The organism is Cupriavidus sp. MPR-AND1C, from assembly GCF_058809705.1.
The window spans coordinates 12833-38204 of sequence record NZ_JBXASU010000071.1; the positions used below are offsets into that span (position 1 = coordinate 12833).

Sequence of the window (25372 nt, forward strand, 5' to 3'; positions counted from 1 at the left end):
CGCGATGCCGGTTTGCCTCTGGCTTTCGACGCGCTATCTGCCGAGCATCCTTAGCTGGTTCCTGGCACGCGCTCTGGGTTTCTCATCAGGTGCCGTGGCTTCAGTCTTGTCTGAATCCCAAGATTAAACAAGCGCGCCCCCTGCCCGAAAACAGCGTGTTTTACGGCGTTCCAGGGCAACAAAGGCCCAACGTTTCAGCCTTGAATCACGAGCGAATAGCTGCCAGAGCCAGGCCTGGCGCCGAGGACACGCCAGATCCCCGTAAGACGGACAGCCATTTGACGTTTCTCGCCGGAAACATGCCCCTTGGCACCAGCCTCGCCACCATCACCTCAACCATTTGGCGGATCTGCCGGGCCTTGCGTCCGCGTGCAGAGACTGTGCACGCCCTTTGCAATGCCCTTTCGCGGAAAGTCATCCTTCCTTCCTAGCGACTTAGGACTAGCCGGACGCGTCGCGCCTCATCCATAAGGCGGCGTGACGCGTCCGTCGCCGCGCCGCACGTTTCCGCGCGGCAACGACGATGCCGACGCAGACCCTGGCTGGCACGCCCTCTGCGCACCCGCCCTCCCGGAAACCCTTTTAACTCAACGAATAGCAGTGGGGTGGCCCAGCTTTTGCCTATGGTTTGGCATGCGGCGCCAGGACAGTTCCAAGCTGGATGCCGAGGAAGCGGAGGCACACAGCAAAAGCGCCGAAGCCCGACAACGAATCAGCTAAATGAACTTGCGCCATGACTGCTGACCGACAACACGCCGTGCCCGCTGTCCATCTGGAAGCCGCAAGGACTATCTGGAGGGACGGCACACCGAATCGCCTGCCAGGGCTTCCCTCGCAGGCGCTGGAGAAGGGCATGCTCGACGGGATCCGGATTGCAGCCACGCATAGCGCCGCCATCTCTCGGCTTTGTCGCGAACACAAGGGTGGCAAGTGGCCGTTCCACGCCTTCGCAATCTGTGGCCCTCCGCAACGAACAACCCTCGCCCGTAGTTGATTTTCATTGCATCAAATTTTTCCCAACACCGAAGGAGATTGCCATGAATACCCTGATCAACAACATCAAGCGCTTCGCCAACGATGAAGATGGCGTCACCGCCATTGAGTACGGGCTGATCGCAGCACTGATCGCCGTCGTGATCATTGGTGCGGTTACGATCGTCGGCACGCAGCTCGCGACCACCTTCAACAAGATTGGCACTTCGCTCACGTCGGCTAACGGCTAAAGCGAAGCGGACGGGCTCTTCAGCCCGTCCGCACCCCGCCTCGGCCAAGGCGGAATCACGATGGCACACGATGGAAAGGGGGCTTCACGACGCGAGCCATCCTGCCCAATCCAACGATCCACGACGACACGGCGGACACCATGCCAAAGCTAAGACGAATGTTCAGGGAACTGCATCGTGATCAATCCGGGGTTACTTCCATCGAGTACGCGTTGCTGGGTGTCCTGATCGCCGTTGCCATACTCCTCGCGGTCAAGTCGGTTGGCACCAGTGTGTCTGACCTTTACCAGAAGATCGCTTCCGCCGTCACCGCTTGAGCAGGAATGCCAGGTCCGAATAACGGGCCGGCACAGACAGAACAAAAAAAGTAGAGGGAACATCATGCTAGCCCAGTCCGCCTTACCGCAATACGTCGGTCCATTGGTGATCGTACTGGTCCTGACCGCAGCTGCCATCGATGCCCAGCAACGTCGCATTCCCAACTGGCTGACCTTCGGGGCGTGGCTGCTCGCGCTGCCTGTGCAGATCATCCTGCACGGCTGGGGCGCCGGAGCCCTGGCCTGGGCAAGTGGCTGGCTCACCGGGTTCGCCCTGTTCCTGCCCCTCTACCTGCTGCGCGGCATGGCAGCCGGCGACGTCAAATTGATAGCCGCGGTGGGCGCCTGGCTGGGCGCGCCGATGGCGTTCGAGATTGCGCTGGCCACCTTCGTGGCCGGTGGGGTGTGGGCGCTGGCGCTGACGTTGTGGCGTGGCCGCCTTGGTCAGTTGCGCCGCAACCTTGCCTGGATGCTGACGTCGTTCGGTCAGGTCAGGCCTACGCTCACCCAGGACAGCGGTGCCCGCAACGCATCGTCATGGTCGGTTGGGTCGCTGCCCTACGGCGTGGCCATTGCCGCCGGTACGATCGGCGTGCTGTTCGCCTCCGCGTGACGACGACCATTCGCCATGATTCACCTGAACCAGAAACTGAAACTGAAACTGAAACGAAACTGAAATCGAGCTTGCAAGGCCGCATCAGCCAATAGACGGGGGGAGCAATGATCGAACACAACACATCGGGAACTGCGCAGCGGGCACCCACGCCAGGCTTCGAAGCCGACAACCCGGACGACCACGGGCGCGAACAAGTGCGTCCGTGGCATCCCGCGCCCAGGACGGTCGCCGATACCGGCATCGACGTCACACTGCTGGTGGGACTATTGATGAAGGCGGCCTACCTGCATCGCAGCGCCATGCTCACCCAGTTGGCCGACACCCTCAAGTTGCCCGCCATGGTGACCCACGAGATCGCCAGCATCGCCGTGCAAGAGCGCATGCTCGAGGTGGCGCATCGTGGCGCAAGCGACCTTGACGTACGCTTCCGCCTGACCGATGCGGGGTATGCCAGGGCCGCCGAACTGGTTGCGCGCAGCAGCTATGTCGGCGCAGCGCCGGTCACCCTCGACGCATATCTCGCCGCCGTCCAGCGTCACTCCGTGCGCCAGGCATCGGTATCCAGGGCAGATATGGCTGCTGCCTTCGGCGACCTGGTCGTCCCTTCTCACCTGCTCGACGAGGTGGGCATGGCAGTCAATACCGGCCGGGCGCTGATGCTGTATGGCCCCGCCGGCAGCGGCAAGACTTACCTGGCACAGCGCCTTGGCAAACTCCTGCCAGGTGCTGTGCCGGTGCCGCACGCGATTACCGTCGCCGGCGAGATCATCCAGGTCTTTGATCCGCTCGTGCATGTCCCCGTCGATACCGCCGACGCACCGCTGCAGCTGCGCGCGACGGATCGCCGCTGGACCATCTGCCACCGCCCCGCCGTATTGTCGGGCGGCGAGTTGACGCTGTCCATGCTGGACCTGCGCTACGACGCCATGTCGGGCTTCTACCAGGCGCCACCGCATATGAAGGCCAACAATGGCATCTACATCATTGATGACCTTGGGCGCCAGTTGGTAGGCGTGAGCGAGTTGCTCAACCGCTGGATTGTGCCTCTGGACCGCGGCGTCGACATGTTCTCGCTGCAGACCGGCGTGAGATTCTCGGTGCCGTTCGATGTGTGGCCGGTGTTCTCGACGAACCTGGATCCCCAGCAGCTGGGCGACGAGGCATTCCTGCGCCGACTCGGCAGCAAGCTCTTCATCGGCCCCTTGTCGAGCGATGACTACCGCGAGGTGTACCTGCGTGCCGCCAGCGACGTCGGACTGGAAAGCACCGAAGCGGCATTCGACTTCCTGCTGGAGGGGCTGCATTTCCCCAGCAGGACACCGCTCCTGGCCTGCATTCCACGCGACCTGCTCGTGCTGGTGGCGTCCAGCGTGCTCTACCACCGCGGTCCACCGCAGGTGACGCAGGACGCGCTGCGCGGTGCCTGGAAGTGCTATTTCGGTGCGCAGGCAGTACCCGAATCCACGCGTCCCTCCGGCATGGGGATCGCATGGCAGGCCGCGCCTCAGGCCGCCAGCTGAGTGCCGGCATGCTGTCTAACGAACAACGGTAAGGGGAGTCATCATGAAAAACGCTCGAGCAATTCTGATGCTGTTCATCGCCCTGGTCGCGGGGGTCGCGGCGGTCGTCTCCGCCTCGCGGTGGCTGGTACAGCAATCTTCCAGCTCTCTCAAACAGGTCGTAGTGGCGACCAGCGACCTGAATCTCGGACAACCGCTGACCAATGCGCAACTGAGCCTGGTGAGCTGGCCAGCGGGAAGCGTGCCGCCTGGCGCGTTTGAGGACCTCAAATCCCTCGAGGGGCGCGTGGTTCGTACCAGCGTCCAACGCGGAGAGCCGATTCTCGACGCCAAGCTCGCTCCGCTGGGCACCAAAGGCGGGCTCTCGGCGGTGATTGGCCAGGGCAGGCGCGCCATCACGGTACGCGTCAATGATGTGGTCGGGGTGGCGGGCTTTGCCTTGCCAGGCAATCACGTCGACGTGATTGTCAACACCAACGAGACCGAGGCCAAGGGCGCGGGCAACGGCAGCATCTCCAAGATCGTGCTGGAAAAGATCCTGGTGCTGGCGGTAGCCCAGCAAGTCAGCCGCGACGACACCCAACCGAAAGTCGTCAATGCCGTCACGCTCGAAGTCACGCCCGAACAGGCAGAGAAGCTCGACGTCGCCCGCAGTGTGGGCACCCTGTCGCTCGTCCTGCGCAACCAGGTCGACGTCGCCGCGGTCAGCACCGGTGGCGCCACCAAGATCACGTTGCTCGGCACGCCACCGACGGAGCAGCCCGTCAAGGTGATCACGGTCAATGCGCCGCACGCGCCGGCAAGACCGCGCCCGCTTGCAGCGGCACCGGCCAGGCCGGGCCATTGCATCGGTGTGCTGGCCGGCATCCAGGGCAGTCTTGAATGTTTCTGATGGCCAGGGCGGCCGCCCAGCCAGAATCTATTTGGCAACTCTAGGCGCGATGTACAGCCTCTCCGGGGGGAGATACGAAATGAACAACGTCAATACGGAAGTCCTGAGTGGTGCCCGAGCCATCGCGCTCGCGAGCGTCGCAGGTGCAATCTTGTGCGTACCGTTGGCTGCCGCTGCCCAGGTGGCGGTCGAAGCCGGCGCCATCGCCAAATCCACCACCGCGGCGCCTGCCAAGGCAGCCATGGGCGCGCCTGCCGGCGGCCCGGTGCAGATGACCATCAGCATGGCGCCCGCGCCGGCTGCCGCCGTGCCCACGGACAGCCGTGGGCCGAACTGCACCGGCGCGATCCGCAACGAGAGCAATATCATCGTGCCGGTCGGCAAGTCATCGCTGATCCCCCTGCCAGAGCCGGTACGCAACCGCACGCTCGGCAACCCCAATGTAGTCCAGGCCACCATGGTGTCGCCGCAAACCCTCTACGTGCTTGGCCGCAGCGTCGGCACCACCAACATGATCGTGCAAGGGCGCAGTGGCGGTTGCAGCATCATCAACGTGGTGGTCAACGCAGACGCCGGCGGGCTCCAGACCTCGCTGGCGCAACTGATGCCCGGCGAACCACAGATCCGTGTGCTGACCGCCGCTGACAACCTGGTGCTCTCAGGCAGCGTTTCGAACGCGCAGGCTGCGCAACAGGCCATGGAGATCGCCTATGCGTACGCCGCGGCGGCGCAGGGCGAGGGCAACAAGAAGGGCGGCGTCCTCAACATGCTGTCTGTTGACACGCCACAGCAGGTCATGCTCGAGGTCAAGGTGGCCGAAGTGTCGAAGACGTTGCTGAATCAGCTCGGTTCGGCGGTCAACCTCCAGGGCGGCTTCGGCTCCTGGAGCGGTGGCCTGGTGACCTCGCTGCTGAGCGGCGCGTCGGGCGCCATCTTCGCCAACAAGGCGAACAACCGGCCCTTCAACGTTGCCGTCGATGCGCAGAAGAATGACAGCCTGGTGAAGATCCTGGCCGAGCCGAACCTGGTCACCATCAGCGGCCAGGAAGCGAGCTTCCTCGCCGGCGGCAAGATCTATATCCCGGTGGCGCAAAGCAATGCCCTCGGTGGTGCATCCACCATCACCCTGCAACAGGAGGAGTTTGGCGTTGGCCTGAAGTTCACGCCAACCGTACTGGCAAATGGGCGCATCAATCTCAGGGTGGCGCCCGAGGTCTCCGAGCTCTCGCCCACCGGCGCCACGGTCAGCGGCAGCAGCCTGACGGGGCAGACCATCCTGCCTTTGATCACCACCCGCCGCGCTTCCACCACCGTGCAGATGCGGGACGGAGAGAGCTTTGCCATTGGCGGCCTGCTGCAAAACAGCGCACGCGGCTCGCTAAAAGCATTGCCGGGCGCCGGCGAGGTTCCCGTGCTGGGCACGCTGTTTCGCAGCACGTCTTTCCAGCAAGACCTGACCGAGCTGGTGTTCATCATCACCCCGCACCTGGTCCAACCCATGCAGAGCGCATCCTATCCGCTGCCAACCGACAGCTTCTCTACACCGAACCCGCTCGCGCTCTACCTGATGGGCAATATGGAAGGCTCCGGCAAGAAGACTGACGCACCGAGCCCGACGCCCTCGCAGCCTGCCCCGGCCGCTCCCGCGCCGACGGCTGTCCCCGCAGCGCCCGCTCCGCAGGCACCTAAGGCTCCGCTGAGCATGGTTCCGCCGGCCAAGCCGCTGGACGACGTACCCGTCATCTCCCCGCCCGCGCCCAGGGCGAGCGCTGCGGGCGTTCCGCCGGCAGACGCTACCGCCGCGCGCATCGCGCGCATCGAAGCCACCGCGGCACGGCTGGCGCAGGCGCGCGCCGCCACCACTGCCAGCCCCAGCGGCCTGGCGCCGGACAAAGCCCGCCCGGCCGAAACACCGAGCGCCAACTGAGCTGCCGAAGCGTCCGTCCACGAGGAGAACCACCATGAACAAGAACTTGAAGTACGCGCGCCGCGCCGCTGTCACGCTGGCAGTGCTTGGCAGTCTGACCCTGTCCGCCTGCATGACTTCGACGCCAAATTGGGATAAGCATTTTGGCCAGGCCGTTACCACCGTGACGCGATCCCAGATCATCAACCCCGACGCGCCCGCTGGACTGCCATCGCTGACGGGCACCGATGGCAAGACCGCCGTGGCCGCAATGACCAACTACGAGCGGTCACTGATACGCCTGCGCCCCGCCGGCACAGGTGCCGCGGGTGGCATGGATTTCGGTGCGGGGGGCTACGGCGGCATCGGCATGGCGGGCGGTGCGGGAACGCGCTGAGATCGGTTTGCTCGGGGAGACTCATCATGTCCAAATCAATGCTTCGCAGGACCGCGCTGTCGAGCCATCGCGCCCGGCAGCGCGGGGCGGTAGCGATCATCGTTGCGATCGCGCTGGTCATGCTGGTAGGCTTCCTCGGCCTGGCGCTCGACCTGGGCAAACTCTACGTCGCCAAGAGCGAGCTGCAGAACGGCGCGGATTCCTGCGCGCTGGCTGCCGCTCGCGACCTGACGGGAGCGACACCGCTCACCGTCTCGGAAGCAGCGGGCATTACCGCCGGCCTACGTAACATGGCACTGTTCCAGAGCGAGTCGGTACAGCTTGTCGCCAACCAAAGCGTGACGTACAGCGACGCATTGACCGACCCCTTCCTGGACAAGAACAGCGTCACCTACCCGCTCGCCAGCATCAAGTACGTCAAATGCTCTGTCAGCCGCGCCGGCATTGCCAATTGGTTCGCCCAGGTGCTCAACTTCCTGCCGGGCGTGAGTGTCGGGCCCCAAACCGTCGCCTCGTTCGCGGTGGCGACCACCGGCTCGGCACAGACGACCTGCGCCATCCCCGTCTTTGTCTGCAAACCCAGCACCATCAGCCCGCCACAGTCCCCCTACACCACCGGGCAGTGGCTGGTGACCAAGCTCGACTCCAGCAACAAGGGCACCTACGGGGGGGGCAACTTTGGCTGGGCGGACCTGGGCGGAGGCAACAGTGCCAGCCAGATTGCGAAGCAACTTGACGGCGCGGGACAGTGCAACCTGCCGGCCCAAGGGACATTGATTGGATCTGCCGGCAACAAGGCATCCCTGGCGGATGACTGGAACAGCCGCTTTGGCATCGTCAAAGGCTCGAAAGTGCTAGGCGTGACCGACTTTACCGGATTCACGTACAACGACACGACCTGGACGGCGAAGAGCAGCGCTTACGACGGCAGTTCCGTGGATACATCGGGCAACACTCAACCGAACTTCCTTGCCGCGCGCAAGGCCTATCGTGCCTATCAGGGCGACTCCGTTACCGGGCTGAGCACACAGGGCAATGCCGCCCCCGCCGCTTCGTACCAGAGCGGCGCGGATCGTCGCCTCGTGCTCGCACCGATTGTGGACTGCTCCGGTTTCGCCAGCCCTGGCAACCATAGCGCACCGGTGCAAAGCTGGGCCTGCCTGCTGATGATCGAGCCCATGCAAACCGGCGGAAACATCGACTCGGTGCGGCTCGAGTACCGGGGCGACTCAAGCGCGCCAGGCAGCCCCTGCGCGACCCAAGGCATCCCTGGCGCAGGGACTGGCGTAGGACCGCTAGTGCCGGTTCTCGTGCAATAGGAGGAGATCATGAAGACAAGAAAAATGCTCCTGGCGCGCCATCGCGGCGTGGCGGCCGTCGAGTTCGGCATTCTCCTGGTCCCCATGCTGCTGATGGTCTGTGGCGTGGCGGAATTCGGGCGCGCCATCTACCAGTTCGACACCCTGACCAAAGGCACGCGCTCAGCCGCCCGCTACCTGTCGCAGTTCTCCCCGCTGGATATCAGCTATCCGACGGGGCCGGCGAAATGCCTGGCCGTCTACGGCAATACCAGCTGCTCGGGCTCAGCGCTCTCGACCGGCCTCACCACGTCAATGGTGGTGATCTGCGATCGGGTCGATGCATCAGGCTGCCCCGGCATGTCATTCGCCGACGTGAGCACCTACGACAACAGCGCGGGTACCGGCACGCCGGCCGGCACGATCAACCTCGTCACGGTAAAGATCACCGGATATACGTACTCGCCCATCCAGACCTTTATCAATGCAAGCGGACTGACCTTCACCGACATCGCTACCGTCATGAGGCAGGTACTATGAAAACGCGATCCCTCTTCCTCCGGCCTGCGCGGCAGCGCGGCGCGACTGCTGTCGAGTTCGCCTTGATAGCCGGCATCTTCTTCCCCCTGCTGATCGGCATCGTGGAGTTCTCCCGCGTGCTGTTCTACTGGAACACCGCAGCCGAGGCGACACGGCTTGGCGCGCGCATGGCCGTCGTCTGCGACGCCGACGACGCGATCATCAAGACCAAGATGCGCTCACTGTTGCCACTGCTCAGCGCCTCCAACATCCAGCTCGACTATCTGCCAGCGGGATGCGACTCCGATGCGGCCACCGCGCGGAGCACCTGCCAGAGCGCAACTGTCAGCATATCCAACGTCTCGGTACGCACGTTCATCCCCTTGCTTCCGATCACGCTGACCATGCCACCCTTCACATCCACGCTGTCCCGAGAGAGCATGAACTCGTCAAGCGGTGGATCGGTTTGCAGCTAGATTGCCCGAGATTGGAGAACGCACCATGTTGAAGATCCTGATCGCATCGGAAGATGCCCAGAAACTTGACGAGATTTCCCGCCTGAGCGCAGGGATCGGGAACTACCAGACCATGTCGCTGCTGGAAGGACCAGCCCGCTTTCCGTTCCATGGCAGCCAGTTGCAGCTGGCGGATCTCCTCATCATCGAGCAAGCCGTCGTCGGAGCATCGCAGATGCATAGCATCGAAGCCTTGCGCGAGCAGCATCCCGAACTGCCTTGCATTCTTGTCACGCCCGACCCGAGCTCCGACTGCCTGATCAAGGCCCTGCGCGCGGGCGTGCGCGACGTCCTCGCGTGGCCGCTGGACAGGACGCAACTGGCGGAAGCGCTGCGCCGGGTGGAGGCCAGCCACGTGCCCAGGAATCGCGAGATGGCGCAGGTGATCTCGTTCATTTCGTGCAAGGGCGGTGCGGGCACCAGCTTCCTCGCCAGCAATCTCGGGCATGCGCTTGGCGCCCAGTTGGGAAAGCGCGTCCTGGTAATCGACCTGAACCGGCAGTTCGGAGACCTGACCTACCTTGTCAGCGACAAGCCGCCGCCCTCCACCCTCCCGGAAATCTGCAGTCAGATCGAGCGGATGGATGCGGCGTTCCTGGATGCCTGCCTGACGCATGTCGAGAGCAATTTCGACATCCTGGCCGGCGCCACCGACCCGATCAAGGCAAGCCAGATTCAGAAGGAGAAACTCGAGTGGATACTCTCAGTGGTCCAGCCGGTCTACGACTTTGTGATCGTGGACATCGGGCAGGCGCTCGACCCTCTGTCCATCGGTCTGCTGGACCGCAGCGATCGCATCTGCGTCGTCGTCGAACCAACCATCGCCTTTGCCCGCCCGGGACGCCGCCTGCTTGATATCCTGCGCGCCCTGCACTACTCGGCCGACAAGGTCCACATCTTGCTCAATCGCGAGGGCTGCCGCAATGCGCTGGCCCGCTCGGCCCTGAGCGACGTGTTTGGCATGAAGATCTTCCACGCGCTGCCCGACGATTCCTCGGCTGTCGACGAGGCAATCAGCCACGGCGAAGCGGTTGCAAAATCCCACAAACGCAGCGCCATCGCCAAGGCGATCCTGGCACTGGGTACGCAGTTCGTTGCCGCAACCGGAGCCGAGCGCCGTACGCAACAAGACAGCGTGTCGCCGTTGCGCAAGCTGATGCTGCGCACGCGCGCAACCTGAGCCACCGAGTTCCTGATTCCCTTACCGGAGATCATCATGTCAATCCGCGATCAACTGTCGAGCCCCAGCCAGCCTGCCTTCATCGCCAATGGCCATGGGGCAATCCAGTTCCCGCCGACACCGGCGAACTACCGCTCGTTCAAGCGGACCATCCATGAGACGGTGCTGGACCGTGTGGAACTGGAACGGCTGGCACGCTTCCCCCAGGAGCAGGTCCGGCAGGAAATCAACACGCTGGTGAGCATCATCATCGAGGAAGAGAAGATCCTGCTCAACGACGCCGAGCGCAGGCTGCTCACCTCGGAGGTCTACGACGAGATGTTTGGCTTCGGGCCGCTTGAGCCACTGCTGCAAGACCCTACGGTTTCCGACATCCTGGTCAACACGGCGAAACAGACCTTCGTGGAGCGGCGCGGCAAGCTGGAACTCACCGACGTTACGTTCTACGACGATGCACATCTGATGAAAGTCATCGAGAAGATCGTTTCGCGCGTCGGCAGGCGCATTGACGAAACCAGTCCGATGGTGGACGCGCGGCTGCCGGACGGTTCGCGCGTCAATGCGATCATTCCCCCCTCCGCCATCGATGGTCCCTTGCTATCGATCCGGCGGTTCGCCGTCAATCCCCTGCAGGTAGCCAACCTGGTCGAACTCAAGAGCCTCACGCCGCCGATGGCGCAACTCCTGCAAGCGCTAGCGCACGCCAAGGTGAACGTGCTGGTGTCAGGCGGAACCGGCAGCGGCAAGACCACGCTGCTGAACATCCTGTCCGGCTTCATTCCCGAGAGCGAGCGCGTCGTCACCATCGAGGATGCCGCGGAACTCCAGTTGCGCCAGCCGCACGTGCTGCGACTGGAAACGCGGCCACCGAATATCGAAGGCAAGGGTGAGATCACGCAGCGCGCCCTGGTACGCAACGCGCTGCGCATGCGTCCCGACCGCATCATCCTGGGCGAGGTGCGAGGTGGTGAGGCGCTGGACATGCTCAATGCGATGAATACCGGCCATGAGGGTTCGCTGACCACCATCCACGCCAATACACCGCGCGATGCGCTTACGCGCCTGGAGAACATGGTCAGCATGGCCGGCCTCAATCTACCACCGAAGGCAATCCGGCAACAGATATCCTCGGCAATCACCGTCATTGTGCAGGCGTCCCGGCTGACTGACGGGCGCAGGAAGATAGTCAGCATCCAGGAGATCACCGGCATGGAGGGCGAGATCATCAACATGCAGGAGATCTTTACGTTCCAGCGTACCGGTGTAGGCCAGGATGGCACGGTCAACGGGCACTTCCGCGCCACGGGCGTGTACCCGAAGTTTGCCGAACGCCTGCGCGTGTTCGGCGTGGGCTTGCCCGACGAAACCTATGACCCGGCAAAGCGCTTCGACGTCTGAACCGGACAGCGGCACAGAGAATGCGGGGAGAAGAAAATGAACTTCATATTTTATGCCTTCATCATCTTGTTGTTCGCTGCGGTGGTGCTTTGCATCGAAGGCGCCTACCTTTGGTGGAACAATTACCACGGCCCGGCGGCGAAGCGGATCGAGGCCAGGCTGCGGTCGCTGTCGGCCGGCGGGCAGGTCAGCGCGGAGACCCTGTCGATCCTGAAGGGGCGCATGCTGAGCAACACGCCGATGCTGCAGCGCTGGCTGCTGATGCTGCCTCGCGTCGGCGGGCTCGACCGATGGCTCGAGCAATCCGGGAGCACGTGGTCGGTTGCGCAGCTACTCGGCTATTGCGGGCTGGTCGCGCTGTGCGCGCTGGCGCTCGTGCCGCTGCTGCCCGTGCCACCGGTACTGGTGGTACTGGGCGCGTTACTGGTTGGCTCCTTGCCCCTCTGGCATGTCATCGCACTTCGACATAAGCGCCTCAAGCAACTGGAGATGCAACTGCCCGATGCGGTCGACATGATCAGCCGCGCGCTACGCGCTGGGCACTCCTTCTCGGGTGCGCTGGGGATGGTGGGGCAGGAGGTAAAGGATCCGATGGGCCGCGAATTCCGGACTACCTTTGAGGAGATCAATTACGGGGTCGCTCTCGACGAGGCAATGACAAACATGGCAATGCGAGTGCCGATCAACGACTTGCGCTACTTCGTGATCGCGGTACTGATACAGCGCGAGAGCGGCGGCAACCTTGCCGAAATTCTCGACACGATCGGCAACCTGGTGCGTGAACGCCTGAAGCTGTTCGACAAGATCAAGGTGCTCTCGGCAGAGGGGCGCCTATCGGCCTGGATACTGGGCCTGCTCCCGTTCGCCACCGCCGGGCTGATTCTGGTGGTGAATCCGGATTTCATGACAGTGCTATGGCAAGACCCGATCGGCCTCAAGATGGTCGGGATGGCGCTGGGAGGAATGACGCTCGGCGTCGTCTGGATGCGCCGGATCATCCGTATCCGGGTCTGAATGCACGCGACCCAGAAGTAGGCAGAATTCTCGATTCCGGAGGCGATCATGCAAGGTGTCCATACAGAGCAGGTCCTGATGCTGGTTCTCATTTTTGTGGCGGCGTTCGGCGCGGTATTCGGTCTGCTGCTGACATTCACGCCTAGCCGGGCACGCGAGAGGCTGGGGCAGATAGCCGGTACGGCCACGGGAGCCGGCACGGGGCAGGACAACGCCTGGCTCGACAACCTGGTGCGGTGGGCCAGACCCGTGTCACGCCTGTCGTTGCCCAAGGAGGGTTGGGAAGGCTCGCAGATGCGCGTGCGCTTCATGAATGCCGGCTGGCGCAGCAGCGCTGCGCCGCATCTCTACTTCGCCGCCAAGACGGTGCTGGCCATCGGGCTGCCCATGCTGGCGTTGGTAGCGGTGAGCGGCGTGCCGGCGTTCCAGGGGCAGTACAAGACCGTAGCGCTCCTGGCGGTACTAGGCGCGATTGGTTACTACCTGCCCAATGCCGTGCTATCGCGCAAGGTGGATAACCGCAAGCGCGCGGTGTTCGAGGAGTTTCCGGACGTGATTGATCTGCTCACGGTTTGCGTGGAGGCCGGGCTCGGGCTCGACGCGGCGCTGATGCGCGTGGCGGATGAACTCGCGCTGCGCTGCCCGGTACTGGCCGACGAGCTGCAATTGATGCTGCTGGAGCTGCGCTCTGGCTTCGCCAAGGACAAGGCGCTGACCAACCTGGCGCTGCGCACCGGCGTGGATGACGTGGACAAATTCGCATCCATGCTGAACCAGGCCGACCGCTTCGGCACCAGCCTCGGGGAGTCGCTGCGGGTGCTGTCCGACATGCTGCGAACCAAGCGCCGCATGCGTGCTGAGGAACAGGCCGCGAAGATTGCGCTGAAACTATTGTTCCCCTTGATCTTCATGATCTTCCCGACACTGCTGCTAGTGTTGCTTGGACCCGCATTCATCCAGATTTATCGGGTCTTGCTGCCGACCATGTCCGGCCAGTGAGCTGGCTGCCTCGCCTCGCTGGACGTCGCTCCCTCGATTGTCTCCCGGTGCAACGCCAGGGAGCCAGTCTTGCCCGGACTTTGTCCGGGCGTTTTTGCTGGCGGCACAAATAGCCCGCATGCCCGCCGGCTGGAGGCGAACAGCGCGACGCGCCCATGACGCTTGACCAGGTCTTCGCTCGCATGAAGAATACAGGCAGGCCCCTTGCCGTCGGCGCGTCGGCATTTCGCATGGAGACCCCATGAAGATCCGCATCCTCAGCGATCTGCACCTCGAACACGACACACCGGCGGCGATACCCGACTGCCCCGCCGACCTGGTGGTGCTGGCCGGCGATATCGCCAACGGCCGCGCCGGCGTCGACTGGGCCGCGCGCACCTTTTCGGGGCCGGTGGTCTATGTGCCGGGCAATCACGAGTACTACGAGAGCGCCTTCGAGCAGGTGGACGCGCAACTGGCGCAGGCCGCCGGGGCGGCGCCGCATGTGCGCGTGCTCAATGACGCGGTGGCTTGTTTCGACAACCTGGCGGGCGAGCCGGTGCGCGTGATCGGCACCACCTGGTGGACTGACTACGCGCTGTTTGGCGCCGGCCGGCGCGAGGAGTCGATGCTGGCCTGCGCTGGCGTGATGGTGGACCACCGCCTGATCGAGGTGGCAGATGGCGACGGCCTGCGGCGCCGCTTCACCACGGCCGACGCGCTGGCGCGGCACGAGGCGGCCAGCGCCTGGCTGGCGGCGCAGCTCGCCGTGCCCTTTGCCGGCAAGACAGTGGTGGTGACCCACCATGCACCGGATCTCGGCAGCCTCGACCCGCGCTTCTCCCATGACCTGGTCTCCGCCGGCTTTATCTCGCGCCGGCCGGACCTGGTTGCGCAGGCCGACCTGTGGGTGCACGGCCATACGCATACCGGCTTCGATTACCGCCTGGAAGATGCGCGCGTGGTGTGCAACCCGCGCGGCTATATCCGCCGCAAGACCGGCGAACCGGAGAACCCGGCCTTCGACTGGTGCTACACGGTGGAGCTGTAAGCCTTTCACGCGACGGCGCCCCTTGGGCCGGTACTGTCGCCCCATAGACAAAAACCCCCGCCGGCTCGCGCCAGCGGGGGTTTTTGCTACTACGGGTGATGCGGGTACAGCAGGCTGCCGTTTGGCAGGCCGGCAGATTTACATCATGCCGTCCATGCCGCCCATGCCGCCCATGCCGCCCGGCATTGCCGGAGCCGATTCATCCTTCGGCATTTCGGCAACTGCGCAGTCGGTGGTCAGCATCAGCGATGCGACCGAAGCGGCGTTCTGCAGCGCGGTGCGGGTCACCTTGGTCGGGTCCAGCACGCCCATTTCCACCAGGTCACCGTACTCGCCGGTGGCGGCGTTGTAGCCGTAGTTGCCCTTGCCGTCGATGACCTTGGCCACGACGACCGAAGCTTCTTCGCCAGCGTTCAGCACGATCTGGCGCAGCGGCTCTTCCATGGCGCGCAGCACGATCTTGATGCCTGCGTTCTGGTCGGCGTTGTCGCCGGTCAGGTTAGCGATGGCAGCGCGAGCGCGCAGCAGGGCCACACCGCCGCCGGGGACAATGCCTTCTTCCACGGCTGCACGGGTTGCGTGCAGTGCATCTTCCACGCGTGCCTTCTTTTCCTTCATTTCGACTTCGGTGGCTGCGCCAACCTTGATCACTGCAACGCCGCCGGCCAGCTTGGCCACGCGTTCTTGCAGCTTTTCACGGTCGTAGTCCGAGGTCGCTTCTTCGATCTGGGCACGGATTTGCTTCACGCGTGCTTCGATCGAGGCTGCGTCGCCGGCGCCGTCGATGATGATGGTGTTTTCCTTGCCGATTTCGATGCGCTTGGCTTGACCCAGTTCTTGCAGGGTTGCCTTTTCCAGCGTCAGGCCGATTTCTTCAGCGATCACTGCGCCGCCGGTCAGGATGGCGATGTCTTCCAGCATGGCCTTGCGGCGGTCGCCGAAGCCCGGAGCCTTGACAGCAGCGGTCTTCAGGATGCCACGGATGTTGTTCACCACCAGGGTCGCCAGGGCTTCGCCTTCGACGTCTTCAGCGATGATCAGCAGCGGGCGGCCCGACTTTGCCACTTGTTCCAGCACCGGCAGCAGGTCACGGATGTTCGAGATCTTCTTGTCGAACAGCAGGACGAACGGGTTGTCGAGGGCGACAACTTGCTTTTCCGGGTTGTTGATGAAGTACGGCGACAGGTAGCCGCGGTCGAACTGCATGCCTTCCACGACTTCCAGCTCGTCGGCCAGCGACTTGCCGTCTTCCACGGTGATCACGCCTTCCTTACCGACCTTGTCCATCGCTTCAGCGATCAGCTTGCCGATCACTTCGTCGCTGTTGGCGGAGATCGAGCCAACTTGCGCGATTTCCTTGCTGGTGGTGGTGGTCTTGGTCAGCTTCTTCAGCTCTTCAACCGCGTTCACCACAGCCTTGTCGATGCCGCGCTTCAGGTCCATCGGGTTCATGCCGGCGGCAACGTACTTCATGCCTTCGCGCACGATCGACTGGGCCAGCACGGTTGCGGTGGTGGTACCGTCACCGGCGTTGTCGCTGGTCTTGGAAGCCACTTCCTTGACCATTTGCGCGCCCATGTTCTGCAGCTTGTCCTTCAGCTCGATTTCCTTGGCCACGGACACGCCGTCCTTGGTCACGGTCGGGCCGCCGAAGCTGCGCTCCAGCACCACGTTACGACCCTTCGGGCCCAGGGTAACCTTGACTGCGTTGGCGAGAATGTTCACGCCTTCGACCATCTTGGCACGGGCGGCGTCGCCGAATACTACGTCTTTAGCTGCCATGTTCTGAATCTCCTAAATCTGTACGAATGGGGTGCGTGGATTACTTGTTCACCACAGCCATGATGTCTTCTTCGCGCATGACCAGCAGTTCCTGGCCATCCACCTTCACGGCCTGGCCGGCATACTTGCCGAACAGCACGCGGTCACCCACCTTGACGTCGAGGACGATCGAAGCGCCCTTGTCGTCCTTCTTGCCGGGGCCAACGGCGAGCACTTCACCTTGATCAGGCTTTTCGGCAGCGTTGTCGGGAATCACGATGCCGGAAGCGGTCTTGGTTTCATTGTCCAGACGCTTCACGATCACGCGGTCGTGCAAAGGACGCAGATTCATACGGACTCCTTGGTACAAAAAGTGATTTTAGGTTCACAAAAATGACCGCCAGCACTGACGGCCAGCAGAATTAGTACGCTGGGAGAGGTCTGTTAGCACTCATGCCCAACGAGTGCTAATTATAGGGACGGGGGGTAGCGTTTTCAAGTCAACGACTTGATACGTGTTTACCCTGGAATTGTGAAAATCGTTGTGGGGCCTGGCCGCGCGGCGAGATCTTTATTCGCATCCCAATGAAATCCGGACGAATTTCGTCAACGGGAAAGTTGCCCATGGATCACCAGACCAATGTCTCGGGGGCGGATCGCCACACGGCACCCGTGATGCTGCCTGCGGCACTTTCGCCTGCCGCGCAATCGTCAACGTCACCCACTTCCACGGCGGCATGACACGAGGCCACGAGGCCATCCCATTCAGAACTGCATGGCAAGAGTACAGAAGCGTTGATTTACGAGCGCGCCGGCCTGGCCAAGAATGGTCACACCAACCCTTCGCTAGTTCATTGCCAACTTATACGGAGCGCATCATGTCCCACCCCACCATGCAGGCCCTCATCGTCGAATCCGCGGGCGCGCCGTTCACGGCCGTCCAGCTTCCCAGGCCAGTGGCGGGCCCCGGCCAGGTACTGGTGCGCATCCTGGCCAGCGGCGTCAACCCGCTCGACACCAAGATCCGCGCCGGCCAGGCGGCGCACGCCCGCCACCCCTTGCCCGCCGTGCTGGGGCTGGACCTGGCCGGCGTGGTGCAAGCCGTGGGCGCGGGCGTGACGGCCTTTGCGCCCGGCGACGAGGTCTATGGCATGACCGGTGGCGTGGGCGGCCTGCAGGGCTCGCTCGCGCAGTACGCCGCGGTCGATGCCGACCTGCTAGCACGCAAGCCTGCCGCGCTGTCGATGCGCGAAGCCGCGGCATTGCCACTGGTATTCATCACCGCGTGGGAAGGCCTGGTCGACCGGGCGCGCGTGCAGCCTGGCCAGAAGGTGCTGGTGCATGGCGGCGCCGGCGGCGTGGGCCATATCGCGGTGCAGATCGCCCGCGCGCTCGGAGCGCAGGTCTACGCCACGGGCTCCGCTGCGCAGAAGGCGATCATCGAGGGCTATGGCGCCACCGCGATCGACCACGCCGCGACATCCGTCGCGCAGTATGTCGACCAATACACTGCGGGCGAGGGCTTCGACGTGGTCTACGACACGGTGGGCGGCACGGTGCTGGACAGTTCTTTTCTCGCTGCGCGCACCTATGGCGGCCATGTGGTGAGCTGCCTTGGCTGGGGCACGCACGCGCTGGCGCCGCTGTCGTTTCGCGCGGCCACGTATTCGGGCGTGTTCACGCTGATGCCGATGCTCACCGGCAAGGGCCGCGCGCACCACGGCGAGATCATGCGCGAAGCGGCGCGGCTGGCCGATGCGGGCAAGCTCGCCGTGCGGCTCGATGCGCGGCACTTCACGCTCGATACCGCCATCGACGCGCATCGCGCCATCGAGACCGGCACCGCCAAGGGCAAGCTGGTGGTGGACATTGCCGGGGACTAAGCGTGCGCGCTATTGCCCAGGCGCTCGATGGTCGCATCCAGGAAGGCGCGCAGCCGCCCCAGGCGGCGCAGGTCGCGGTGATAGCCCACCCAGACATCGCGTCCTGGCGGCGCCTCGCCCATGTCGATGGCCTGCAGCCCGCCCAGGCGCTCGGCCAGCACGCAGGGCAGCACAGCCAGCCCCGCGCCGGCCGCGCACAGCCTGGCCTGCGCCTCGCGGCTGTTGCTGCCGAATGCCACCCGGGCGTTCGGCAGTTGCCTGCGCATCCAGGCCACGTCGGGCAAGTCCGCGAAACCCGCATCCAGCGTCAGCAGGGCATGGCCCTCGCCATCGCCGGCGCGCGGCGGTGCCACGCCGGGCGCCGAGTAGAGCGCGTAGTCCATATGCATCAGCTTGCGCTGCACGATATCGGCCTCGTCGAACGCGCGGATGCGAAAGACCAGGTCCGCCTCGCGGCGCGCCAGGCTGAACAAGCGGGCGTCGGTAACCAGTTCCACCGCGACGCGCGGATGGACGCGGATAAAGTCCGCGATCACCGGCGTCAGCATGTGCACGCCAAACCAGTCGGACGACGAGATCCGCAGCATGCCGTCCAGCTCGCGCGCCTGGCCGGACAGCTGGCGCTCGAAAGCAATCGCCTCTGCCTCGATACGCTGCGCGTGGGAGAGCACGGCAGCCCCTTCATCGGTCAGCACATAGCCGTCGCTGGTGCGCTGGAACAAGGCATGCCCGACGGCATCCTCCAGCGCCTTCAGCCTGCGCCCCATGGTCGGCTGGGTCTGCCCGATCGCGCGCGCGGCGCCGCCCAGGGTGCCGGCGCGGGCGATCGCCAGGAAGATCTTGATATCGCTCCAGTCCATCCGGGGAATTTGCTGATGTTACTGACGTTACGTTTGGGAGGTGTCGGGTCCAGCGCGGCCAGGCAATTCGCAGGCGGCTGCGCGATGATGGCACGGCGGTGCGGCGGGAACAATCACGGGTTCGCGGCGGGCCGGCATCCCGTCAATGTCAGGCGGAAGGCGCCCGCCCCTCCAGGACCCAGTAGTCAGGCACTTCCCTGCTGGGACTGCGCAACACCAGCGTGCAGCCGCACTGGCGGCAGCGGTAGGCATAGGCGGCGCCGTCCTGGGCCCGCGCATTGGCGCGCGCGGCCTCCAGATCCTCGTGCGGCGGCAGGTGTCCTGGCCTGCCGGCCTGGCGCATGCATCGCTCACACGGCAACATGGATTTACCTCAGGTTGATAGGGGGCATGGTTCCATCCTGCACAGTCGGACGCAACATGGCAGCAGGCGAATTGATGCGACGCACCATAACTATAGGTACTTTTCGAGCCTTTTCCATATATATAGCGGGCCATGAGTTGCCTTGCGGCGCAACGAAACGATGCCTCGGCAGGGCCGCTGCTGCCAGGCTAGCGGACCGCCGGCGTGGGCACCGTGAGGAGGTCTCGCCGCGCATCGGGATTCGCTTCACCGCGCGCGGACGTATCGCCCGGCGGCCGTTCCCGCGGCGGCTCGGCCAGCGGCACCGTGACGACGGCGAACACGGAAAACGGGCACCAGAAAGACGGCCTGAAGAGACTCACGCTGCGGATGACGATAGCGCCGGCAAGAAACGGTGAAGGGCTCTGAAAAGCACAGGACCGGCACGGCGGCGCCTGGTCGGTCCGGCTTCAGGATTGGTAAGCCCTGCCCATCTTAACGACCGAATCGGCGGATGGTTGAGGCTGTCATCAACTATTCATGAAACCCGCAAAATACGGCGCGCACCTGGACGGAATACATCCAGGTGCCACGCAATGTACGCCGCGGCTTTACTGCCCGGAAGCCGCGTCGCGTGCCTTGCGCTTGACGGGCCGGCCCGTCTTGACGGTCTCGACCTGGGCCACGACGGCCAGCAACTGCCGCTCCGGCAGCGACTCCAGCATCTTGAGCCCGGCCCGCAGCAACTCGCTTTTCTTCACGTGCGCGCCGCCGTTCAGGCAGCGCCGCTTGAGTTCCGCCAGCTTGGCATAGTCCCACTCCGGCATGGTGAAGCTGTCGCGCACGACCTTGGCCTTGGCAGGCTTCTGTGCCTTCTCAACCTTCTCTGCTTTCGCGGCCTTCGGTGCGGCAGCCGCGGTCTCGACCGCTTCAGCCTTGGCAGCCTTGCCTGGCGTCTCCGTCTGACTGGCGCGCTTGGCCGGCTGCTTCACTGCGGTGGCTGCCATTTTCTGCGCCGCTGTGGGCGCGGGCGCACGCGGGCGCCCATTCGAAACCGTTGCCATGCATCCTCCTGTTTTGATCGCAGTGGTATCAAAACAGTATATATCGTTTATATCGTTGATTTTCGCCCGCGGCGCGAAAGGAACAAAAGGGAAAAGTATCGGCCGGCCCCGCCACGATCTTAGCCGCCGGTTAGTTCATTCTTGCGGCGAAGCGCAAGCTACCGCGCTACGTGCCAGGCGCGGACTCGCTGGCGATGGCCTGCAACGCCGCCTTGTCGGATAGCGTCAGGCGCCCGTATTCCAGGCGCAGCACGCCCTGCTTCTCCCAGTCCTTGAGCTGCCGGTTGACGCTCTGGCGGGACACGCCAAGCATATGGCCCAGGTCTTCCTGGGAGAGCTTGAGCGCGGCGGGGGCACCGGATGTCCGCACACCCGGCATGCCGTGGGTGGACAGCGCGTGCGCATGCTCGACGGCAAGCAGGCGCCGCGCCAGCCGCACCGGGAACGGCATCAGGATCACCTCGTCGATCCATTCCAGTGCGCTGCGGTAGCGCCGGCAGATCAGTTGCGTGAACTCCATCAGCCAGCGCGGCTCGCGCGCGATGAGCGCATGGAAGGTGGCGGCGGGAATCACCAGCAGTTCGCTAGCCTGCGCGGCGCGCGTGTCGTACACGCGATGCGCGTCGATGAAGAGCGAGACCTCCCCGAACCACTGCCCCGGCTCCAGCAGGCTGACCACGGCCTCGCGCCCGTTCTGCGCCGTGCTGCTGACCTTGATGGCGCCGCGCTCCACACAGAAGAGCGCGTCCGGGTTGGAGCCGTAGGTAAACAGCACCTCACCCTTGACCAGTTGCCGTCGCATGGCATGCGACCGGAGCAGTGCTTCGAGCTCGGCCGAAAACTGCCCAGCGGCGGTGTCGTCTTCGTGCGGCTGCGGTCGTGTGCTCATGCCTGTTGCCCGGGTTGCTGGTTACGCTGCTGATGCCGCTCGGGCGGTTCAGGCCGGATCGGTACGGAACCAGCCGGTGAGTGCCCATCGCGTCTTGTGGCAGGGCAATACTTCATGCGGGACCAGGTCGCTGCGAAACACCACCAGCCGCGCGCGCTGCGGCAGCACGCGATGCAACTCGGTGGTGCCGTCATCCTGCCCGTAGAGCGCGAGCTCGCCGCCATCGCGCTCGCTCCATTCAGGATTGAGGTAGAGCACCAGCGAAATCTTGCGATGCAGGGTCGCGCGATGCTGGTCCACGTGCTTCTTGTAGGCGGTGCCGACCGGATAGTGCGAGAAGTGGAATTCCTCGCGCTTCAAGCCCAGGAAGTAGCGCTCGTTCAAGGCCTCGCGCAAACCCGCGGCCCAGGCCTGGAAATCCGCCCGCGCCGCGCCGGCGGGCGCGTCGTCGAGCCACAGGATCGAATCGCCGCGAATGCCCGCGTCGCGGGCGGTGGCTTCGCCCCGCCCGATGCGGGCCGGATGGAACAGGCCGGCCTCCCACGCCGCGCGGCTCTCGGCATGCAGCCGCGCCGCCAGCGTGGTGTCGATGAGGTCGTCGCACACGGCCCAACCGTGCGCTTCCAGGGCAACAAACAAAGGTTCCAGGGCTGACATGGGTGGGAGACTTCGTGCTGGGGAAACGTCAAAACAAAAAGGGCCACCTGGACAACAGGAGGCCCTTGGCGCGCAGGCGCGCATTTTAACAGCCCCGGGGCGCAGCCATGCCGGCCGCCGGCCTACGACAACCCGCCGCTGTCGAGATACTCCAGCGCCAGGCTCACCGCGCGGCGGGCCTTGAGCACATAGATCACCTGCCGGTCACGCACGACCAGGGCCAGCACATCGGCCTGCATCAGTTCATTGAAATGGTGGCTGGCGCGCGGCAGGCTCAGCCCGGCGACGCCAGCCAGGTCGAACGCCGGCATGCCGGCTTCACCCGCCTCCAGCAGCGCGCGGCAGATGGCGGCACGCGCTGGCACTGTCAGCAGCGCGTATGTCAGTGTGCTTTCTTGATCGGTCTCCATGGCCACGCCTTCCCGCTCGTCGTCCAGATGTCATGTAGTTATATGCGTCGGCCGGCCGTGCGGATTGCCGCAGCCCATCCGCCGCGACCGCCTGACACCTACTTTCTACGCGGCAGGCACAGCAAATGCAACCTGCCGAGGCTCGCTTGCGCACAATTACCCAAGATTACAACAGGCTGCGACCGCTTGCCCGTGGCGGCTCACGCGGCGCCGGTGCGCGCACTGCGGCGCTGGCGCTCGCTCGCCCTCGCTCGCCCTTTGATGCGCCGCACAACCCGGCATCCACCCGCTGCCAGCTACCCTAACAGGCACGCGCGCCCGCCGCGAGCCGCATCCGTGGGCGTACTTCGCGCATCACCTGCCGGCATAAATCGTAACGCGCCCGGCGCATCGGCGTAAGCAAGTGAAATATTCAGTCATGCGCAGCGCGTTTCACACGTTCCCGCGCCGCACTATCCTTGCCATATGCCGCGCCTGCGCGGCGCCGCGCTCTCGGCGTGCATGCGCGTGGAAACCAACCCGCCATCCCGGGCAGGAGCCGGCAAACAACGGCATCGCCTCACGAAAGTCCGCATGACCATCGCTTGCTTCTCGCCTCCATGAACGCCGCGCGTTTGCTCTCGCCGCACCTGTTCTGCCTCGCCCTGGCGTCTGCCTGGATGGGCGGTTGCGCGGTCGGGCCGGACTATCAGCGCGCCCCGGCCGAGACCCCCGCCGCGTATCGCGAGGCCGTGCCGGACGATCACCAATGGCAGGTCGCCGAGCCTCGCCCGGTGGATCTGACCCAGGCCTGGTGGGTGGGCTTCGACGATGCCCGCCTGAATGAGCTGGTGGGGCAAGCCAACGCAGCCAACCAGAGCCTGCGCCAGGCCGAGGCCCAGTACCGGCAATCCCGCGCGCCGGCCAGTGCCGCCGACCTTGCCGCTGCGCGCCTGACGATCCAGGGCGAGCTGGTGCAGGACTATATCCAGCTGCGCGTCACCGACGTGCTCAAGGCACTGTATGCCCTCGCCCTGCCCGCATATGAGGAATCGCTCAAGCTGACCCAGAGCCAGTTCCGCGCAGGCGTAGCGACCTCGGGCGACGTGGCGCCGGCGGCCTCGGTGACCAGCGCGCAGGTCAAGCGCGAGGACGTGCCGATCGGCCTGTCCTGCGTCGGCACGGTGCAGGCAATGGCCACGGTGACGGTCAAGCCACGCGTGGACGGCCAGCTTGACCGCGTCGGCTTTGTCGAAGGCCAGGACGTCTAGGCCGGGCAGTTGCTGGCGCAGATCGACCCGCGCACGTTCCAGGCGCAGCTGGCCGCCGCGGTGAAGACCGACGAAGCCCTGGCCAACGTCGCCCGCGTGCAGCTCGACTACACCACCATCACCGCGCCGCTGTCCGGGCGCGTTGGCGCGCGCCCGGTCGACCCGGGCAATATCGTCCACGCCGCCGACGCCAACGGCCTGGTGGTGATCCGCCAGATCGACCCGATCGACGCGGTGTTCACGCTGCCCGACGGCGAATTCCAACGCATCAACGGCGCCATGCAGGCCAACGGCGCGCCGCTCTCGGTGCAGGCTAGCGAGCGCGCCAGCGGGCAGTTGCCCGGCAACCTGCCCACGCCCCCGACCTTCCGCAAGATCAACCCGGCCGACTCGCCGATCCTGGTGCTGGCGGTGCAGTCCGACACCTTGCCGCTGACCGAGGTCAACGACTTCGCCGACAATGTGCTGGCGCAGCAGATCTCGCAGATCTTCGGCGTCGGGCTGGTCAATATTGGCGGCCAGCAAAAGACGTCGGTGCGCATCCAGGTAGATCCGCAGAAGCTCTCGGCCATGGGCATGAGCCTGGAGGACTTGCGATCCGATCCTGGTCTTGACGCACAGCTATACGCCAGCGCCAGCCGTCGTAGCGAAGTAACTGAGCATGCCGGGCCGAGCAATCGGCTCGGGTTTCGGGGTAGTGCGGCCCTCTCCTGCATGACCGTGCAGAGGGCTCGCCAGTTACTCCCGCTCCCACGAAAAGGCTGGTTTGCCCCTCGATGGCCGTGCGCTGCAGGGGGGCCTCTCTCCTTGCCACACCACGCTCCCGCATCTCCGACGCTTCTGTCGATTGCAAAAATTTGCAAACACCGAGGATGAATTCGGATTCGTCTGATTGATTCCCTATGCGAAATTCGGCTCAATGTTAGTGATATGAGACTCACCAAAATATTGCGCTGGACTTTCTATGTAGTGGTACTCGTTCTTCTCGTCTGCCACATACAAAATGCGAGATTGCGAGCGACCGCTAACCACTGCACCCGTCACAAGTCGGACAACAGCGCCTATGTCGCGGAGCAATGCATCATTGACTACTGGAAGGGATTTGTCACAGTGCGTCTACGGATCTTTCGAAACGGCGAGGACACCGTGCTCGCCGAGCGCACCTATACAGCAGACGAAAAGATTCTTGACTGGGATCTGAACGGCAAGGCTGTCTACTACGGCGTCGAGGCATCAGATGGTGATTCGATTGCCTTGCCACCGTCCCGTTTAGATCGCCTGCGCGCCCTGCTGCCGTGAAAGCCAACCACGCACATAGCGCTTACCCTATAACCGGTGGCGGTGACCATCACACACTAAGGTAAACACAGAGCCAACCAGCGGCAAGATTAACCAACTGTGGTAGCCGTGTTTTACGCCCGCAGGGGGGGG

The 25372-nt window shown here is 64.3% G+C and carries 26 protein-coding genes and 2 pseudogenes; 20 read left to right on the top strand and 8 right to left on the bottom strand.

The features are described from left to right. The first annotated feature begins 1037 nt into the window (after window positions 1-1037). The 15 genes from AC1RWI_RS28420 to AC1RWI_RS28490 all read left to right on the top strand — a co-directional run bounded on the left by AC1RWI_RS28420 (window position 1038) and on the right by AC1RWI_RS28490 (window position 14824). The gene (locus tag AC1RWI_RS28420) at window positions 1038-1223 is read left to right on the top strand and encodes a Flp family type IVb pilin (protein WP_043344388.1); all 186 of its coding nucleotides are present in this window, start codon (window positions 1038-1040) and stop codon (window positions 1221-1223) included. A 158-nt stretch (window positions 1224-1381) separates the two neighbouring features. Then, a complete protein-coding gene (locus AC1RWI_RS28425) occupies window positions 1382-1540 on the top strand; it encodes a Flp family type IVb pilin (protein ID WP_043344385.1) in 159 nt (52 codons plus the stop codon). A 64-nt stretch (window positions 1541-1604) separates the two neighbouring features. Further along, window positions 1605-2153 carry an A24 family peptidase gene (locus AC1RWI_RS28430; protein ID WP_492869979.1) on the top strand — a complete coding sequence of 183 codons (549 nt, stop codon included), beginning with the start codon at window positions 1605-1607 and terminating at the stop codon, window positions 2151-2153. A gap of 107 nt (window positions 2154-2260) precedes the next feature. Continuing rightward, window positions 2261-3676 (top strand): DUF8689 domain-containing protein, encoded by a 1416-nt coding sequence (locus AC1RWI_RS28435; RefSeq protein ID WP_492869980.1) that lies wholly within the window; start codon window positions 2261-2263, stop codon window positions 3674-3676. 43 nt (window positions 3677-3719) lie between these two features. Beyond that, window positions 3720-4568 (top strand): Flp pilus assembly protein CpaB, encoded by an 849-nt coding sequence (cpaB, locus tag AC1RWI_RS28440; RefSeq protein ID WP_043344381.1) that lies wholly within the window; start codon window positions 3720-3722, stop codon window positions 4566-4568. A 79-nt stretch (window positions 4569-4647) separates the two neighbouring features. Beyond that, window positions 4648-6495: a type II and III secretion system protein family protein gene (locus tag AC1RWI_RS28445; protein ID WP_043344379.1), complete on the top strand. Its 1848-nt coding sequence runs from the start codon at window positions 4648-4650 to the stop codon at window positions 6493-6495. Window positions 6496-6529: 34 nt separating this feature from the next. Continuing rightward, complete coding sequence (locus AC1RWI_RS28450; protein WP_043344376.1) at window positions 6530-6871, top strand: hypothetical protein; 342 nt, start codon at window positions 6530-6532, stop codon at window positions 6869-6871. 26 nt (window positions 6872-6897) lie between these two features. Further along, window positions 6898-8190 (top strand): pilus assembly protein TadG-related protein, encoded by a 1293-nt coding sequence (locus tag AC1RWI_RS28455; protein WP_492869981.1) that lies wholly within the window; start codon window positions 6898-6900, stop codon window positions 8188-8190. A gap of 9 nt (window positions 8191-8199) precedes the next feature. After that, entirely contained in the window at window positions 8200-8709 is a 510-nt protein-coding gene (locus AC1RWI_RS28460; protein ID WP_043344371.1) for a TadE/TadG family type IV pilus assembly protein, read from the top strand. Next, window positions 8706-9164 carry a TadE family protein gene (locus AC1RWI_RS28465; protein WP_043344369.1) on the top strand — a complete coding sequence of 153 codons (459 nt, stop codon included), beginning with the start codon at window positions 8706-8708 and terminating at the stop codon, window positions 9162-9164. The genes AC1RWI_RS28460 and AC1RWI_RS28465 overlap by 4 nt, the downstream gene beginning before the upstream one ends. A 25-nt stretch (window positions 9165-9189) precedes the next feature. Then, entirely contained in the window at window positions 9190-10383 is a 1194-nt protein-coding gene (locus AC1RWI_RS28470; RefSeq protein ID WP_492869982.1) for a CpaE/TadZ family protein, read from the top strand. A 36-nt stretch (window positions 10384-10419) separates the two neighbouring features. Then, window positions 10420-11781 carry a TadA family conjugal transfer-associated ATPase gene (locus tag AC1RWI_RS28475; protein ID WP_043344366.1) on the top strand — a complete coding sequence of 454 codons (1362 nt, stop codon included), beginning with the start codon at window positions 10420-10422 and terminating at the stop codon, window positions 11779-11781. Window positions 11782-11817: 36 nt separating this feature from the next. Next, window positions 11818-12795, top strand: a complete 978-nt coding sequence (locus tag AC1RWI_RS28480) for a type II secretion system F family protein (protein ID WP_492869983.1) — start codon at window positions 11818-11820, stop codon at window positions 12793-12795. Between the two features lie 78 nt (window positions 12796-12873). Continuing rightward, on the top strand, window positions 12874-13794 hold the full coding sequence (locus AC1RWI_RS28485; RefSeq protein WP_492869984.1) for a type II secretion system F family protein: 921 nt from the start codon (window positions 12874-12876) through the stop codon (window positions 13792-13794). Between the two features lie 241 nt (window positions 13795-14035). Next, window positions 14036-14824, top strand: a complete 789-nt coding sequence (locus AC1RWI_RS28490; protein ID WP_043344353.1) for a metallophosphoesterase — start codon at window positions 14036-14038, stop codon at window positions 14822-14824. Window positions 14825-14962: 138 nt separating this feature from the next. Here AC1RWI_RS28490 and groL read toward each other — a convergent pair whose 3' ends face one another. Together groL and groES are read right to left on the bottom strand one after the other, a co-directional pair. Continuing rightward, window positions 14963-16606: a chaperonin GroEL gene (gene groL, locus AC1RWI_RS28495; protein ID WP_043344351.1), complete on the bottom strand. Its 1644-nt coding sequence runs from the start codon at window positions 16604-16606 to the stop codon at window positions 14963-14965. A 40-nt stretch (window positions 16607-16646) separates the two neighbouring features. Then, complete coding sequence (groES, locus tag AC1RWI_RS28500) at window positions 16647-16937, bottom strand: co-chaperone GroES (RefSeq protein WP_006160236.1); 291 nt, start codon at window positions 16935-16937, stop codon at window positions 16647-16649. Window positions 16938-17463: 526 nt separating this feature from the next. Here groES and AC1RWI_RS28505 point away from each other — a divergent pair. Further along, window positions 17464-18468 (top strand): zinc-dependent alcohol dehydrogenase family protein, encoded by a 1005-nt coding sequence (locus AC1RWI_RS28505; RefSeq protein WP_492869985.1) that lies wholly within the window; start codon window positions 17464-17466, stop codon window positions 18466-18468. On the opposite strand, the gene AC1RWI_RS28510 is transcribed toward AC1RWI_RS28505, so the two are convergent. From AC1RWI_RS28510 to AC1RWI_RS28535, 6 genes are all read right to left on the bottom strand, one after another. Then, complete coding sequence (locus AC1RWI_RS28510; protein WP_492869986.1) at window positions 18465-19328, bottom strand: LysR family transcriptional regulator; 864 nt, start codon at window positions 19326-19328, stop codon at window positions 18465-18467. The genes AC1RWI_RS28505 and AC1RWI_RS28510 overlap by 4 nt on opposite strands. A 148-nt stretch (window positions 19329-19476) precedes the next feature. After that, window positions 19477-19692 carry a hypothetical protein gene (locus AC1RWI_RS28515; protein ID WP_492869987.1) on the bottom strand — a complete coding sequence of 72 codons (216 nt, stop codon included), beginning with the start codon at window positions 19690-19692 and terminating at the stop codon, window positions 19477-19479. Window positions 19693-20282: 590 nt separating this feature from the next. Then, window positions 20283-20678: a hypothetical protein gene (locus tag AC1RWI_RS28520; RefSeq protein WP_492869988.1), complete on the bottom strand. Its 396-nt coding sequence runs from the start codon at window positions 20676-20678 to the stop codon at window positions 20283-20285. Window positions 20679-20901: 223 nt separating this feature from the next. Further along, window positions 20902-21624 carry a Crp/Fnr family transcriptional regulator gene (locus tag AC1RWI_RS28525; protein ID WP_492869989.1) on the bottom strand — a complete coding sequence of 241 codons (723 nt, stop codon included), beginning with the start codon at window positions 21622-21624 and terminating at the stop codon, window positions 20902-20904. A gap of 48 nt (window positions 21625-21672) precedes the next feature. Beyond that, window positions 21673-22281, bottom strand: coding sequence for a 2OG-Fe(II) oxygenase (locus AC1RWI_RS28530; RefSeq protein ID WP_492869990.1), 609 nt, complete (start codon window positions 22279-22281; stop codon window positions 21673-21675). Between the two features lie 122 nt (window positions 22282-22403). Then, entirely contained in the window at window positions 22404-22691 is a 288-nt protein-coding gene (locus AC1RWI_RS28535) for a winged helix-turn-helix domain-containing protein (protein WP_043344327.1), read from the bottom strand. Window positions 22692-23275: 584 nt separating this feature from the next. On the opposite strand from AC1RWI_RS28535, the gene AC1RWI_RS28540 reads away from it, so the two are divergent. The 4 genes and pseudogenes from AC1RWI_RS28540 (at window position 23276) to AC1RWI_RS28555 (ending at window position 25240) form a co-directional block, all read left to right on the top strand. Beyond that, window positions 23276-23941, top strand: a complete 666-nt coding sequence (locus AC1RWI_RS28540) for a hypothetical protein (protein WP_492869991.1) — start codon at window positions 23276-23278, stop codon at window positions 23939-23941. Window positions 23942-23950: 9 nt separating this feature from the next. Continuing rightward, window positions 23951-24139: pseudogene (locus AC1RWI_RS28545) on the top strand (hypothetical protein); the annotation flags it as partial. 102 nt (window positions 24140-24241) lie between these two features. Continuing rightward, window positions 24242-24538 (top strand): annotated as a pseudogene (locus AC1RWI_RS28550) (efflux RND transporter permease subunit); the annotation flags it as partial. Window positions 24539-24871: 333 nt separating this feature from the next. After that, entirely contained in the window at window positions 24872-25240 is a 369-nt protein-coding gene (locus tag AC1RWI_RS28555; protein ID WP_492869992.1) for a hypothetical protein, read from the top strand. The last annotated feature ends 132 nt before the right edge of the window (window positions 25241-25372 follow it).

What these genes read in the sequence shown, in the direction of transcription:
- AC1RWI_RS28420 (WP_043344388.1), top strand. Translation starts at nt 1,038, where the DNA reads ATGAATACCCTGATCAACAACATCAAGCGCTTCGCCAACGATGAAGAT.
- AC1RWI_RS28425 (WP_043344385.1), top strand. Translation starts at nt 1,382, where the DNA reads ATGTTCAGGGAACTGCATCGTGATCAATCCGGGGTTACTTCCATCGAG.
- AC1RWI_RS28430 (WP_492869979.1), top strand. Translation starts at nt 1,605, where the DNA reads ATGCTAGCCCAGTCCGCCTTACCGCAATACGTCGGTCCATTGGTGATC.
- AC1RWI_RS28435 (WP_492869980.1), top strand. Translation starts at nt 2,261, where the DNA reads ATGATCGAACACAACACATCGGGAACTGCGCAGCGGGCACCCACGCCA.
- cpaB (WP_043344381.1), top strand. Translation starts at nt 3,720, where the DNA reads ATGAAAAACGCTCGAGCAATTCTGATGCTGTTCATCGCCCTGGTCGCG.
- AC1RWI_RS28445 (WP_043344379.1), top strand. Translation starts at nt 4,648, where the DNA reads ATGAACAACGTCAATACGGAAGTCCTGAGTGGTGCCCGAGCCATCGCG.
- AC1RWI_RS28450 (WP_043344376.1), top strand. Translation starts at nt 6,530, where the DNA reads ATGAACAAGAACTTGAAGTACGCGCGCCGCGCCGCTGTCACGCTGGCA.
- AC1RWI_RS28455 (WP_492869981.1), top strand. Translation starts at nt 6,898, where the DNA reads ATGTCCAAATCAATGCTTCGCAGGACCGCGCTGTCGAGCCATCGCGCC.
- AC1RWI_RS28460 (WP_043344371.1), top strand. Translation starts at nt 8,200, where the DNA reads ATGAAGACAAGAAAAATGCTCCTGGCGCGCCATCGCGGCGTGGCGGCC.
- AC1RWI_RS28465 (WP_043344369.1), top strand. Translation starts at nt 8,706, where the DNA reads ATGAAAACGCGATCCCTCTTCCTCCGGCCTGCGCGGCAGCGCGGCGCG.
- AC1RWI_RS28470 (WP_492869982.1), top strand. Translation starts at nt 9,190, where the DNA reads ATGTTGAAGATCCTGATCGCATCGGAAGATGCCCAGAAACTTGACGAG.
- AC1RWI_RS28475 (WP_043344366.1), top strand. Translation starts at nt 10,420, where the DNA reads ATGTCAATCCGCGATCAACTGTCGAGCCCCAGCCAGCCTGCCTTCATC.
- AC1RWI_RS28480 (WP_492869983.1), top strand. Translation starts at nt 11,818, where the DNA reads ATGAACTTCATATTTTATGCCTTCATCATCTTGTTGTTCGCTGCGGTG.
- AC1RWI_RS28485 (WP_492869984.1), top strand. Translation starts at nt 12,874, where the DNA reads ATGCTGGTTCTCATTTTTGTGGCGGCGTTCGGCGCGGTATTCGGTCTG.
- AC1RWI_RS28490 (WP_043344353.1), top strand. Translation starts at nt 14,036, where the DNA reads ATGAAGATCCGCATCCTCAGCGATCTGCACCTCGAACACGACACACCG.
- groL (WP_043344351.1), bottom strand. Translation starts at nt 16,606, where the DNA reads ATGGCAGCTAAAGACGTAGTATTCGGCGACGCCGCCCGTGCCAAGATG.
- groES (WP_006160236.1), bottom strand. Translation starts at nt 16,937, where the DNA reads ATGAATCTGCGTCCTTTGCACGACCGCGTGATCGTGAAGCGTCTGGAC.
- AC1RWI_RS28505 (WP_492869985.1), top strand. Translation starts at nt 17,464, where the DNA reads ATGTCCCACCCCACCATGCAGGCCCTCATCGTCGAATCCGCGGGCGCG.
- AC1RWI_RS28510 (WP_492869986.1), bottom strand. Translation starts at nt 19,328, where the DNA reads ATGGACTGGAGCGATATCAAGATCTTCCTGGCGATCGCCCGCGCCGGC.
- AC1RWI_RS28515 (WP_492869987.1), bottom strand. Translation starts at nt 19,692, where the DNA reads ATGTTGCCGTGTGAGCGATGCATGCGCCAGGCCGGCAGGCCAGGACAC.
- AC1RWI_RS28520 (WP_492869988.1), bottom strand. Translation starts at nt 20,678, where the DNA reads ATGGCAGCCACCGCAGTGAAGCAGCCGGCCAAGCGCGCCAGTCAGACG.
- AC1RWI_RS28525 (WP_492869989.1), bottom strand. Translation starts at nt 21,624, where the DNA reads ATGAGCACACGACCGCAGCCGCACGAAGACGACACCGCCGCTGGGCAG.
- AC1RWI_RS28530 (WP_492869990.1), bottom strand. Translation starts at nt 22,281, where the DNA reads ATGTCAGCCCTGGAACCTTTGTTTGTTGCCCTGGAAGCGCACGGTTGG.
- AC1RWI_RS28535 (WP_043344327.1), bottom strand. Translation starts at nt 22,691, where the DNA reads ATGGAGACCGATCAAGAAAGCACACTGACATACGCGCTGCTGACAGTG.
- AC1RWI_RS28555 (WP_492869992.1), top strand. Translation starts at nt 24,872, where the DNA reads ATGAGACTCACCAAAATATTGCGCTGGACTTTCTATGTAGTGGTACTC.